The sequence below is a fragment of the Akkermansia muciniphila genome, from assembly GCF_018709685.1.
In the GTDB taxonomy this organism is placed as follows: Bacteria; Verrucomicrobiota; Verrucomicrobiia; order Verrucomicrobiales; family Akkermansiaceae; genus Akkermansia; species Akkermansia muciniphila_E.
The window spans coordinates 31301-43696 of sequence record NZ_JABDHQ010000019.1; the positions used below are offsets into that span (position 1 = coordinate 31301).

The window sequence follows — 12396 nt, forward strand, 5'->3', positions numbered from 1 at the left end:
TTTTCACATCATGCATGTATCATCCCTTCCCGTGATTGCCCTGGCGGCCTGTTCCTGCGTTTGCCTTCAAGACGCCGCCGCATCCGTCATCTATCCGGGAACGGCCCCCGGAGCTCCCGCCGCCCATCGGGAGGGAGATGTTTACACCTTGAGCAACAAGGTGCTGACAGCCTCATGGAAGGTTTCCGGCAGCAGGCTGGTTCCCCTGGGGATCGTGAACCGGGAACGGGATGGCAAGGGAGAGAAGAACGACGCTTCCGGCGGACAGGCTCCGGAGTTGTTCCGTCTTTCCACGGAGAAGGAAGGCTACAACCTCCCCTCCTCCCGGTTTGTGATGGAGGGAACGCCCTCCATCAGCGCGCTGAAAGGCCGCGCCGCGAGTCCCCGGCTGGGGGAACGGCTGGAGGGGGTGGTGATTTCCGCCGTCTTCAGGGACAAGCAGAGCGGGCTCACGGTTTATTGGAAGGCGGAGCTGAGGGAAGGTTCCTCCTACGTCAAGGAAACCTACAGGATTGAAGCGTCCAGAGAGGTGGATTTGAAGAAAATCCAGCTGATTGATTTGCTGGACCCCGCCCTGGCCGTGAAGGGCTCCGTACCCGGCAGCCCCCTGGTCAGCGGGAAGGAGGGCACATTTGCCGGCATAGAACTTCCCGTAGCCAGGGCGCATGTTAGCGGCGGAACGGGGACCGTAGGGTTTGACTGCAACCTGCCCATGGGGCCGGGAAGCGCCCAGACTTTCACCACGGTGCTGGGCGTATGGCCGGAAAACCAGCTGCGCCGCGGCTTTCTTTATTATCTGGAACGGGAGCGGGCCGCGCCCTACCACCAGTTCCTGCATTATAACGGCTGGTATGACGACGGCCTGGACCCTACGGAGGAAACGCTCGTCAAGACCGCCGGAGAATACAGGAAGGAGCTGGGTTCCCGCCAGGTGAAGCTGGACGGCTTTGTCCTGGATGACGGGTGGGACGACGTGAATGAAGACCTCTGGCAGCCATCCACCAAAAAATTCCCGCACGGATTTGGACCTGTGGTCAAGGCGGTGGGGCGGATTCCCTCCGGGTTCGGCATCTGGATTTCCCCGCTGGGCGGATATTTTGGCCCGGAAAAGCGGGTGCAGCACGCCAAGGAAAAAGGCATTCTGCCCGCGGACGCCGCGGGGTTCGACCTCTCCTTCCCCAAGTATTACGAGTGGTTCAAAAAACGCTGTTCCGACCTGATGAAGAAAGACAAGGTGACATATTTCAAATGGGACAAGGCCGGGGACGGCATCAGTCCCCATTTCATGGCCCTTCTTTCCATCGCCAGCGAGCTTCGCCGGGAAAATCCCCGCCTGTTCATTAATACGACGGTGGGTACCTGGCCCTCCCCCTTCTGGCTCAACCATGTGGATTCCACCTGGCGCAGCGGCACGGCGGACGTGGGCTGGACCGGCAAGGGAAATGACCGTGAACAGTGGATCACGTTCCGTGACGGCGCCTGCTACAACGTCATTGTCAAGCCGGGTCCCCTTTACCCGCTGAATTCCATCATGCACCATGGCATGGTGCTGGGCACCAAGTTCCAGGCGGAGCGTGTCAGCAAGGGGCAGGACGGAAAACAGGATAACAGGAACCTTAAAAACGACGCCCGCATTTATTTTGGTTCCGGAGCCAATCTTCAGGAGCTTTACCTTACCCCTGCCATGATGGACAAAAAGGCATGGGATGACGTAGCGGCAGGAGCGCGCTGGGCGCGGCGCTTCCAGGACGTTCTGGCGGACGCGCACTGGGTGGGCGGCAACCCGAACCAACTGGAACCTTACGGTTACGCGGCCTGGAGCCCGCGGGGCTGCACGCTGGCCCTCCGCAATCCGGACGACAGGCCGCGGTCGATTGAGCTGGATGCCGGGACCGTCTTTGAGCCCGTTCCAGGGCAGCCCGCTGTTTTCTCCATGAAAGCCTCCTACCCGGACCAGCGCGTCAAGACGCTGAAACTGGAACAGGGCAAGCCCGTGAGCGTGGAGCTCCAGCCCTTTGAGGTGCTGGTATTTGACATGAGAACGGACGGACGCTGACACATGGGAAGCCCCATGAATGGAATACCATGCCTTCCCCTCCGGCCGGCATGGTTTTTTACGGGCTGGCTCCGGTGACGGAAACCGTATTGAAAGAACGGCTTTCCCGGGTGAAGGGAGTGGGGAAATCCTCCCGCGAGCTTTAAAGCACCAGGGCGTCCCCTTCCTGGAATTCCGGGATGGTGACCAGGGATTTGCCGTCCTTCAGCGCCACCACGTGCACCTTGCGCTCCTGCACGCCTTCCGGGGTTTTCACCCGGATGGAGCTCCCATCCCGGACGGCCTGGGAGGGAATCCATACGGAGGCGGGAACGTGAACGTTGATATTCACCTGAAGGGCCATGTTGACGGGGGCCACCTGCCATTCGGAAACGTGGGAGCCGTTAGGCTCCAGGGAGGCGATCAGCACGGCGGAATTGCGTTCGGAATCCAGCGCGGAGTCTACCGCCGTCACGTGGCCCAGCCATTGCAGACGTTTGCCGTTGTTCAGCACGCAGGAGGCGGTCAGGGCCGTATTGATTTTGCCCTGCTCATCCCTGGGCAGCGCGGAAAATTCTTCCAGCGGCACGGGAACGCGTATCATCCGCTCCTGAAGGGGGATCACCTTTCCCACGGGCTGCCCGGCAACCACGCGGGCCCCGGCGCCTACGGAACATTCCACTACCTGGCAGGTATAGGGGGCTTCCAGCACCGTATCCCGGAGGGCCTGCTCCGCCTCAGCCACGTACGCCTCCGCGGCGTTCAGCCGCGCGTTCACGGCCCGGCGCTGCGGCACCCGGAGCACCAGCTCGGATTCCTTGCCGCTTTTGGAGACGGAGCTGTACGTCTTTTTAATGGCTTTCAGGGCTTCCGCCTGTTCCGTGGAGACGTCCAGGCGAGCCTGTTCCAGTTCCGCCTGGGCATTCGCCAGCCGGGCGCGGTATTCAAATTTTTCCAGCTCCAGCAGGGGGGTTCCCTTCAGGATGATTTCCCCCGCGTTAAAGAGGGGGTGCACCTTGTCCACTTTTCCGGAAACACCGGGAGAAAGCATGGTCAGGTGGGAAGCCTTCACCACGCCGGGCGCGGAAATGGTCAGAACGTTTTCCTGCAAATGCAGGGGTTCCGCCGTTCCGGCGGAGGAGGCCTCGTCCCTTTCTCCGGAGGAGGAGAAAGACGGGTCCGTGATAATGGCCGTGCCGATCAAGAGAGCGACGATCCCCAGGCCGATGCCTATGGACCATGATGTTCCCTTTTTGTGAGGGGCCTCGCTCATGAACAGCTCCGGGGGGAACGCGGCCCGTTATTTGGGGTATTCCGTCTCCATGATGTGGGAGTAGGCTTCCGCCGTTTCCACAGCCACGGTTTCAATGTTCTTCATCAACTGGGCAAACTGGGCTTCCGTAAGGTCCATGCCTTCCAGAACGAAGGACTGGCGGTAGTAGACGTATCCGCTGTCGGGGTCCAGCTGGAAGGCGCCGGCCGTCTGGTCCGCATTCAGTTCACTGAGGATGATGCTGACTTCCACACGGCGGTGTTCAGGCACCTTGGCGGCAAAGAGCACGTCAATGACCAGCGTCTCCGGATGCTCTATCATCGTGTACAGGAGGCTCACGGGCGTGAACGTATCACAGGGGACGAACGCGATGCCCGTTCTGAGATTGAGGTTGTCTGCGGAAGTGATCCATTCCGTTTCTTCCCCTCTCTTTCTGAGAACGGTGTACACACGGTCCAAAAGGCTGAGCTGCTGGTTTTCCATATTGAAAATTGGTTAACAGGAGGGTTGCTTGCAAAGGCGCATGCAACGTACGCGCCCGTTTACTGGATTCAAGCTTACTGGCAACCTTCTGATTCGTCAAGCTCTCCTGACGCAAAGAAATTGAAAAAGAATGTACGCATCCGGCATGAAAACAGACGCCGCCCGGATGGACGGCGTCTGAAAATACAATGGGTGCCGCAGCGCACGCCTTCTTCCGGCGTTCGCTTACAGGATGTCTCCCGGCATGTAGCAGGCGCCGTCCGGGAACCTGCCCGTCAGCTCCCGCACCATGGCCTGGAATGCCTCCACCTGGGCGTCGGCCATGCCCGTGGCGGAGGAGTTGGAGTCAAAGATGTCCTGGAGAGCCTCCCTGCCGATGCCCAGGCGGCCGTCTGCCGCCAGGCGGTCCAGCAGGTTGTTTTCCATGATCTTTCCGGCCCGCAGGTCGTTGGAGACGGCTACGGCGTGCTCCTTGATGACCTCATGGGCGGTTTCACGGCCAATGCCGCGCTTGACGGCCTCCATCAGGATGGTGGTGGTCATCAGGAAAGGCAGGTAGCGGCGCAGTTCCGCGGCCACCACGGCTTCATACACGCCCATCTGGTTCAGGACGGTCAGGAAGGTTTCAAACAGGCCGTCCGCGGCATAGAAGGAATCAGGCATCACCACGCGGCGCACCACGGAGCAGGATACGTCCCCCTCGTTCCACTGCTCCCCGGCCAGGCCGGAGACCATCATCAGGTAGCCCTTCAGGATGACGTGGAAGCCGTTGACGCGTTCGCAGGAGCGGGCGTTCATCTTGTGCGGCATGGCGCTGGAACCGGTCTGCCCCTTGGCAAAGCCTTCCGTAGCCAGTTCATGGCCGGCCATCAGGCGCAGGGTCTTGGCAAAGGAGGAGCAGCCGGAGGTCAGCTCCACCAGGCCGGAAACCACGGAGAAGTCCAGGGAGCGGGGATATACCTGCCCCACGTTCATCCACTTGGAGGGGATGCCCAGGTGGGCGCACACGCGGTCCTCCAGTTCCAGGACGCGGGCGGCATCCTTCCCGAAGAGGGAGAGCTGGTCAAGCTGGGTGCCCACGGCGCCTTTCAGCCCGCGGACGCTGTAACGGTCCATCAGGGAAATCCAGGTTCCCAGGCCGTGCACGATGTCTTCCCCGAACATGGCCACGCGCTTGCCCATGGTGGTGGTCTGCGCGGCCACGTTATGCGTGCGCCCGGCAATGGTTACGTGCTTCCACTGTTCGGACAGGGCGCTCATGCGGTTCAGCACGGCCACGGCCTTGTCACGGATGATCTGCATGGACTTCCAGATCTGAAGCTGTTCCACGTTTTCCGTCAGGTCGCGGGAGGTCATGCCCTTGTGGATGTGCTCGCACCCGGCCAGCTCGCAGAATTCTTCAATGCGCGCCTTCACGTCGTGGCGCGTAACGCGTTCGCGGGCGTCAATGGCGGGCAGGTTCACCTGGTCCTTCACCCGTTCATAGGCCTCAATCACGCCGTCCGGAATATCCAGCCCCAAATCCTTCTGGGCCTTCATCACGGCAATCCAGAATTCGCGTTCCAGAATGATGCGGCCCTCTGCGGACCAGATGGATTTCATGGCGGAGGATGCGTACCTTTCAGCCAGGACATTGGGAATCACGCTCATATCAAAATGTGTGTATGCGGGGGTTATAAAAAACGGTGGACCGCCATGATCGTGACGGAAGGGAAAAAAGCAAGCACTTTCCCCTTTCAGGGGGCAACCGGGTTTTACGGTTCATTCCCGGCAACGGGCGGAAAAGCCGCCGCTTTACGGGGTTCTTTCCCAAGGGCCGGGGAACCGGGCTTCTGCGGGGAAAGCTCCCCGTTATTCCTGTTTTTCCCGCGCCGGGGGCTCCAGCCCGTACCTGGCGTATCCGGAAACGATTTCCTGAAGGATGGAGGAAATTTTCTCCAGGGACTGGACCGGAACGTATTCATGCCTTCCGTGGAAGTTGTGGCCTCCGGCGCACAGGTTGGGACACGGCAGCCCCATGAAGGAGAGCCGGGCGCCGTCCGTGCCGCCCCGCACCGGAATGATTTCCGGCTGCACGCCCACGGCCTCCATGGCCCTGCGGGCGTGTTCCACCAGGTGCATGTGGGGGAGAATCTTTTCCTTCATGTTGTAATAAGAATCCTTTACCTCCACCCGTACCGTTCCCTCCCCGTATTTCCGGTTCAACAGGGCCGCGCACTCCCGCATGAATTCCTTCTTGCGTTCAAATTCCTCCCTGCCGTGGTCCCGGATCAGGTATTCCCCGGTTGCCTGCTCCACATTCCCGCGGAGGGAGTCCAGATGGTAGAAGCCTTCATAACCTTCCGTAAAGGCCGGGTTCTGGAACACGGGGAGCATCCCCTGGAATTCCATGAGGACCAGGCACGCGTTCAGCATCCGGCCCTTGGCGCTGCCCGGGTGGATGCCGGCGCCGCGCACTGTCACCACGGCGGAGGCCGCATTGAAATTCTCGTACTCAATTTCCCCCAAGCCTCCCCCGTCCACGGTATAGGCAAAATCCGCGCCGAAGCGCGCCACGTCAAACGAGTCCGCGCCGCGGCCTATTTCCTCATCCGGCGTGAAGGCGATCCGGATTTCTCCGTGAGGGCGTTCCGGATGCAGCAGGAAGGAGGCGGCCATGTCCATGATCTCCGCCACTCCCGCCTTGTCGTCCGCGCCCAGCAGGGCAGTTCCGTCCGTCACCACCAGGTCCTGGCCGGCATACCTGCCCAATTCCGGAAAAACGGACGGGGAAAGCACGATTCCCTGTTCCCGGTCCAGAATGATGTCTCCGCCGTCATAGGAGTGCACGATGCGGGGCTTTACGCCGCTGCCGGAGACGCCCGGGGCCGTGTCCACATGGGCCACCCAGCCGATGACGGGCACCTGCCCGTCCACGTTGGACGGGATGGAGGCGTACACGATGCCGGAAGCCGCGTCCAGTTCCGCGTGCGCCCCCAGTTCCTCCAGTTCCGCAACCAGCATCCGGGCCAGGGCCGTCTGGCCGGGCGTGGACGGAACGGCGGCGGAATCCGCATCAGACTGGGAATCCACGGAAACATACTTCAAAAAACGGTCTAAAACGGAGATATTCATCAGGAAAATCAAGGATTGGAAGGAGTCTAGCACCCGCCCCCGCGAACACAAGCACAAGACACGGTTTATCCTTGCGATTCAGGATGGTTTACAGTATGTAAACAAAGCTTCTCCCCATGATGACTCCTCTCCCTCTTGGCATTACCCTGGCTTTGTCCCTGACCTGCGGCGCCCTGCCCCTTCTGGCCCAGGGCACTTATGTGCCGGGTCCCATGCCCGTCTCCGCCGGGGCCAGGCAGGATCCTGCGGACATGTATCTGGAAGCGTTAAAGCTGGTGACCAGGGCCGCGGACCTGGTGGAAAAACGGGACTACATAGGGGCTATCCGCCTGACACAGCAGGCGGAAGAAAAATTTGGCCGCCTGGTGAAGGAATATCCCCAATGGAAGCCCAACATGCTCCAGACGCGCCGCCAGCTCAACAGGGAGAATCTGGACAAGTGGCAGAAACTGGCCCAGCGGCAGGCCGCCGCCGCGCCCTCCGGCCCCGGGCTGGAACTGGAACGCCCGGCCCGCGCGCCGCGCCCCAGGCCCAACATTGCCCTTCCCCCCGGCTACAAGGGAGTGGAATTCCCCAACCGTCCCGGCGAGCCCCTGGTCAACACCATTCCGTCCTCCTCCGTTGCCCCGGGCGCGGCCCCGGAAGTAGTGGAAAGCAATTACGAGCGCATCCGCAGGCTGCTGGACAAAACCATCATGGAGAACAAGGCCCTGGTCCAGGCGCTCAAGCGCACCCGGAAGGAACAGGAGGACATTCTGGCAAAACTGGCTGTTGCGTCCGCCGGGGAATCCGTCTACCGTGATGAGCTGCTCAAGGTCAAAAAGCAGATGGACGACGAGAGGAAGACCAGCAACAAGCTTCTCAAGACCCTTACCAAGCGCGTGGATGAACTGGAACTGACTGTCGCCACCCTGAGCCGGGAAAAAACCCAGTACCTGGAGCAGATAGCCTCTTTGCAGCTTCAGCTCAAGGAGCATCAGGACAAGCTGGCCCAGGTCACGGATGACAGGAACGCCCTCAAGAAGGAGCGCGACCAGCTCGCCGCCCTGGTGGAACTCAACAGCCCGGATAAAACCAAGAACCTGCTGGACCGCAACCTGACGCTGGCGGCCCTGCTCAAGGACGCGCAGAATAAAATAAGCGCCCTGGAGACGGCCAAGTCGGACTCGGAAGAACAGCGGAAGGCCAACCTGAAAGCCTTGGAGGAGGCGCGCGGCGAATCCGCGGACCTGAAGCAGAAGCTCATTGCCATCCGGGATGAAAACATCGGCTACCGCAAGCGCATCACGGAGCTGAATACCAAGCTGATCAATGCGGACGTGGAGCTTTCCAAGCTGGAAGCCAATCCGGGCAAAAGCCCCCTGCTGCTGGAAGAAAACCAGCTGCTGCGCTCCACCATAGCCAAGCAGCTCCGCATCCTTTCCGTGCAGGACCAGAGCCGCTCCCTCCTCATCAGCACATATAAGCGGCTGCACCAGGAGAACCCGGAAACGGCGGAAATAGCCGCCCTGATGGACAATGAAGAGGCCATCAAGCTCACTCCGGCGGAAAAGCAGATTGTCAACGCCATCGCCAGCGACAACAAAATCAACATCCCCCTGACGGACCAGCAGAAGGAAAAAATCAACAAGCTGGCGCTGGCCCTGTCCGCAGAACGGGACAAGGCCGCCCAGCTGGCAAAGGACCTGGAGCAGGCGCGCACCCAGCCGAAGACCAAGGCGGCCAAGTCCGCCAAAAATGACAAGGCCCAGGCGGAAACCCTGGCCCGCACCCAGAAGGCCCTGGAACAGAAAAACCTCCAGGTGGAGGAACTTACCCGGCAGATGGATGAGCTGAAAACCCGGTTTGCGGAACAGGCGCGCCTGGCCGCCATTTCCGCCGGAGCCATCACGCCGGACCAGGAAAAAGCGCTGAACCGGAGCATGGAAACCACCGTGCGCAGAAAGCTGGAAGCGGAGGCCCTGGGACAGGGCGCCGCGGAGGCCTTCGCCAAAAAGCGTTATGCCGCCGCAGAACAGCTTTACCGCACCCTGCTGGACTTCCAGCCGGCCCACGTTCCGGCCCTGGTCAACCTGGGCACCATCCTGCTCCAGCGCAACAAGGCGGAGGAAGCCATAGAATACCTGAAAAAGGCCACGGAGCTGGACGCATCCTCCTCTCCCGCGTGGTTCATGATGGGCGTGGCCCAGTACCGCTCCGGACAGGACCAGCATGCCATCGCCTCCCTGACGGAAACCGTCCGTCTGGACCCGGCCAACGCCCCGGCCCTGCTTTACCTGGGCAACCTGGAAACCAGCGCCGGCAATTATGAAAAAGCGGTGGGCCACTTTGAAAACGCCCTGAAAATCCAGCCGGAATCATCGGACGCCCATTTCAACCTGGCCTGGACTTATTCCCGCCTGGGCCGCACGGCGCAGGCGCGCAAGAGCTATGATGCCGCCATCCGCTGCGGCGGACTGCCGGATTCCGACCTGGAACTGGCCATCACCGGCGCCACCACCCTCCCCGTCAAAAAAGCGGCTCCCGGCAACGCCCCCGCGGGCGCCGCAAATGAACAGGGCATGCAACTGGCGGCTGTGAGTAATCCGGCGGACATTCCCCATGACGGCCATGAGGTGCCCGCCAGCGTGGCGGAAGACCCCAATGCCGTGGAAAAACCGTCTGCGGGCCCCAAGCAGGTCGTCGTCAGCCACCGTCCGGAAACCGCGGCCGCCTCCCTGGAAACCCAGGTCCGGGAAACAGGCTCCGCGGCTATTCCCGCACAGCCGCAGGCGGAAGCCGCGACCGCCGCTGCGGAACAGCCCAGGCCGGAAAAACAGGAAGCGCCGCGCAGGAGAAGCCGCTTCCGCATCGGCTCCTGACGCCCGCTTCCCTCCCCACCCTTTCCTCTGAAAACCGCCATGTACCAAGTTTCCATTTTAGGCCTGGGCCTCATCGGCTCGCGAATTGCACGCCACATGACCAGCCTGGGCGACAAGGTTACCGTATGGAACCGCACGCCCCGGGAGGACTTTCCGGAGGCGGTTGCCACGCCGGCGGATGCCGCCCGCGCCTCCAAAATCATCCAGCTCTATCTCAAGGACAGGAACGCCTGCCTGGAAGTGTTTGAACAAATGAGGGGCGCGCTGACCCCGGAACACATCATCCTGAACCATTCCACCATTGACCTGGCCACCGTAGGAAAACTCTCCCTGATGTGCTCCGCCATCGGCTGCACGTATGTGGACTGCCCGTTCACCGGCTCCCGCCTGCCTGCGGAAAAAGGGGAGCTGGTCTATTACGCGGGAACGGATTCCTCCACCCTGGACCGCATACGGCCCATTCTGGAACACAGCTCCCGGGACATCCTGCATCTGGGCGGCATCGGGGCCGGCACCGTCGTCAAGCTGGTCACCAACATGGTCTCCGCCACCATGGTGCAGAGCCTGAGCGAGGCCCTGTCCATCACTCAGGCATACGGCATTTCCCCGGAACTGCTGGGCCAGGCCATCTCCCGGAACGTCATCGCCTCCCCATTGGCGGCCTTCAAGCTCCCCCTGATGGCGGAGCGTGACTTCAGCACCCATTTCTCCCTGGATAACATGAGGAAAGACAGCATCTACGCCCAGGAACTGGCCGCGGAAAAGGGAATCCACCCGCCCGCCGCCGCCCTGGTCTCCTCCATCATGGGGAAGCTGTGCCGTGAAGGGCATGCGGAAAAAGACTTCGGCTGCCTGGCGGAACAATTTGACTAACCTCCCTGTTCATGAAATTCAGAGGAACATGCGCCGCCCTGCTGCTGGCCCTTCTCCCGCCGCCCGTTCTGGGCCAGGAGAAGAAGGAAGCTCCGGCCGCGGAACCGCAGCCTCCTCAGGAAGCGCCTTCCGTCCCCGTTCCGGACACCTCCCTGATTGACGACGCTTCAGACCGGGCCGTTCCGGAGGGCAGCTCCAACGTCAGCCCCGTTCTCCCTGCCCCGCAGCAGCCGGGGGCCTCCCCCGCCGGAGCCGGCAGGGAGGAGCCTTCCATCAAACGCCAGCCGTTCACCAGCGTTTCCGCGTCCAAGCAGTTCCACGTCATCGGGATGGACGCCCTGCTTGCCGGAGCCATTGCCACGCGTGCGGATTCCATACGCGCCGCCCTGGTGAAAATCCTCAAGCAGCCTGACGAATGGAAAAATAAAATCATCATCCGCCTGGTGGGGGAGCCGGGAAGCCCCGTTCCCGCCAATCCCATCCGCCTGCAAACCCTGATTGTGGGAAGCAGCCTCTCCTACAACATCTTCATTCACCTGGGCCGCGGCATCAACCAGGACAGGCTCCGCCACGGCATCGTCTCCACCCTGCTTTATGAAATGATGCTGCGCGCCGTGGACGCGGAGGGGCTGCCGGATGAAGTGACGCTCCCCCCGTGGCTCATTTCCGGACTGGAACAGGCCGTCCTGTGGCACAATAACGAGGCGGACCGGGCCATGTACTCTACGCTGTTCCAGCAGTCCGGCATCATGACTCCGGAAGAAATCCTGAACTGCAAGGAACCGGAAAAGGAACTGGACGCCACTTCCTACGCCGCCTATCAAACCTCCTGCGGGGCCCTGGTGCTCTGCCTGCTGAACCAGGAAAACGGCCCGGAAGGGATGAAACAGCTTCTGGACCAGGCCATCCTGGGCAATGACGACCCCAAAAACCTTATCAGGCGCCATTTTCCGCAGCTCAACCTAACCCCCTCCTCCCTTCACAAATGGTGGACGCTCCAGCTCTCCCGCATGGCTACCCCTCCCCTGACGGAAACCCTGACGATCACGGAAACGGAACGGCATCTTCAGGAAGCCCTTACCCTGGTGAAGTATGACCCGGATACCCGGACCACCGCCACCTTTCCCCTGGATGACCTGGAACAGGCCCATTCCCTGACGGACCTGAACAGGCAGCTCTCCAACATCTCCGGCAGCCTGCTCAATCTCAGCCGCCGGTGTTTTCCGGCTTACCGGCCCGTCATTGTAGAATACGCCAAACTCGCCGCCCTGATGCAGACGGGCAGGATCCACAGCCGGGAAGCCGCGCCAAAAATCAGCCAGCTCCGGGAAATCAGGGAGCTTTCCATGAAAACCGCCCGGCGCGTACGGGACTACATGGACTGGTATGAGATCAATACGCGGACCGGAACCGGCAAGACCTTTGCCTCCTACGCGGCAGCCGTCAAGCTGCTCCGCGAACAGGACCAGCCGGCCAACACCCCTATTTCCCGGTACCTGGACGATATTGAGAAACTATACACCCTTCCGGCCAGGGCCCCCATCCCGTCCCTGCACGGAAAAAATTGACGGAAAAACGTTCCATCGCACGGAACATTCCATTCTTTCCATGCAAAACTTAAAGAAGTCGCTCGCGCCGCGCGGAAGATTTTCTATCAAAATACGCGTACATTCGTGATATTTTGACTTATCAATCCGCACTCCAATGATTGCTTCATTTGCCCTAAGTGAATCAAGCAGAATTGGATAACTTAACGG

At 61.0% G+C, this 12396-nt stretch carries 8 protein-coding genes; 4 read left to right on the forward strand and 4 right to left on the reverse strand.

Going from position 1 to position 12396, the window contains the following annotated elements:
- The first annotated feature begins 10 nt into the window (after positions 1 to 10).
- Complete coding sequence (locus tag HHJ06_RS10605; protein ID WP_215429576.1) at positions 11 to 2056, forward strand: alpha-galactosidase; 2046 nt, start codon at positions 11 to 13, stop codon at positions 2054 to 2056.
- Between the two features lie 142 nt (positions 2057 to 2198).
- Here the strand turns inward: HHJ06_RS10605 and HHJ06_RS10610 are convergent, their stop codons facing one another.
- The 4 genes from HHJ06_RS10610 to pepT all read right to left on the reverse strand — a co-directional run bounded on the left by HHJ06_RS10610 (position 2199) and on the right by pepT (position 6905).
- Positions 2199 to 3308 carry an efflux RND transporter periplasmic adaptor subunit gene (locus tag HHJ06_RS10610; RefSeq protein WP_215429578.1) on the reverse strand — a complete coding sequence of 370 codons (1110 nt, stop codon included), beginning with the start codon at positions 3306 to 3308 and terminating at the stop codon, positions 2199 to 2201.
- A 27-nt stretch (positions 3309 to 3335) separates the two neighbouring features.
- On the reverse strand, positions 3336 to 3791 hold the full coding sequence (locus HHJ06_RS10615; protein ID WP_215429580.1) for a YbjN domain-containing protein: 456 nt from the start codon (positions 3789 to 3791) through the stop codon (positions 3336 to 3338).
- 225 nt (positions 3792 to 4016) lie between these two features.
- Positions 4017 to 5441: an adenylosuccinate lyase gene (purB, locus tag HHJ06_RS10620; RefSeq protein WP_215429582.1), complete on the reverse strand. Its 1425-nt coding sequence runs from the start codon at positions 5439 to 5441 to the stop codon at positions 4017 to 4019.
- 201 nt (positions 5442 to 5642) lie between these two features.
- Positions 5643 to 6905, reverse strand: a complete 1263-nt coding sequence (gene pepT / locus HHJ06_RS10625) for a peptidase T (protein WP_215429584.1) — start codon at positions 6903 to 6905, stop codon at positions 5643 to 5645.
- A gap of 116 nt (positions 6906 to 7021) precedes the next feature.
- Between pepT and HHJ06_RS10630 the strand changes: the two genes are divergently transcribed.
- From HHJ06_RS10630 to HHJ06_RS10640, 3 genes are read left to right on the forward strand one after another with little or no spacing between them, the layout of a single operon-like run.
- Positions 7022 to 9766 (forward strand): tetratricopeptide repeat protein, encoded by a 2745-nt coding sequence (locus tag HHJ06_RS10630; protein ID WP_215429586.1) that lies wholly within the window; start codon positions 7022 to 7024, stop codon positions 9764 to 9766.
- Positions 9767 to 9805: 39 nt separating this feature from the next.
- Positions 9806 to 10639 (forward strand): NAD(P)-dependent oxidoreductase, encoded by an 834-nt coding sequence (locus HHJ06_RS10635; RefSeq protein WP_215429588.1) that lies wholly within the window; start codon positions 9806 to 9808, stop codon positions 10637 to 10639.
- An 11-nt stretch (positions 10640 to 10650) separates the two neighbouring features.
- Positions 10651 to 12207, forward strand: a complete 1557-nt coding sequence (locus tag HHJ06_RS10640) for a hypothetical protein (protein ID WP_215429590.1) — start codon at positions 10651 to 10653, stop codon at positions 12205 to 12207.
- Positions 12208 to 12396: the final 189 nt, after the last annotated feature.

Coding starts and splice junctions, on each gene's coding strand:
- HHJ06_RS10635 (WP_215429588.1), top strand. CDS start 9,806: ATGTACCAAGTTTCCATTTTAGGCCTGGGCCTCATCGGCTCGCGAATT.
- HHJ06_RS10630 (WP_215429586.1), top strand. CDS start 7,022: ATGATGACTCCTCTCCCTCTTGGCATTACCCTGGCTTTGTCCCTGACC.
- HHJ06_RS10610 (WP_215429578.1), bottom strand. CDS start 3,308: ATGAGCGAGGCCCCTCACAAAAAGGGAACATCATGGTCCATAGGCATC.
- HHJ06_RS10605 (WP_215429576.1), top strand. CDS start 11: ATGCATGTATCATCCCTTCCCGTGATTGCCCTGGCGGCCTGTTCCTGC.
- pepT (WP_215429584.1), bottom strand. CDS start 6,905: ATGAATATCTCCGTTTTAGACCGTTTTTTGAAGTATGTTTCCGTGGAT.
- HHJ06_RS10615 (WP_215429580.1), bottom strand. CDS start 3,791: ATGGAAAACCAGCAGCTCAGCCTTTTGGACCGTGTGTACACCGTTCTC.
- HHJ06_RS10640 (WP_215429590.1), top strand. CDS start 10,651: ATGAAATTCAGAGGAACATGCGCCGCCCTGCTGCTGGCCCTTCTCCCG.
- purB (WP_215429582.1), bottom strand. CDS start 5,441: ATGAGCGTGATTCCCAATGTCCTGGCTGAAAGGTACGCATCCTCCGCC.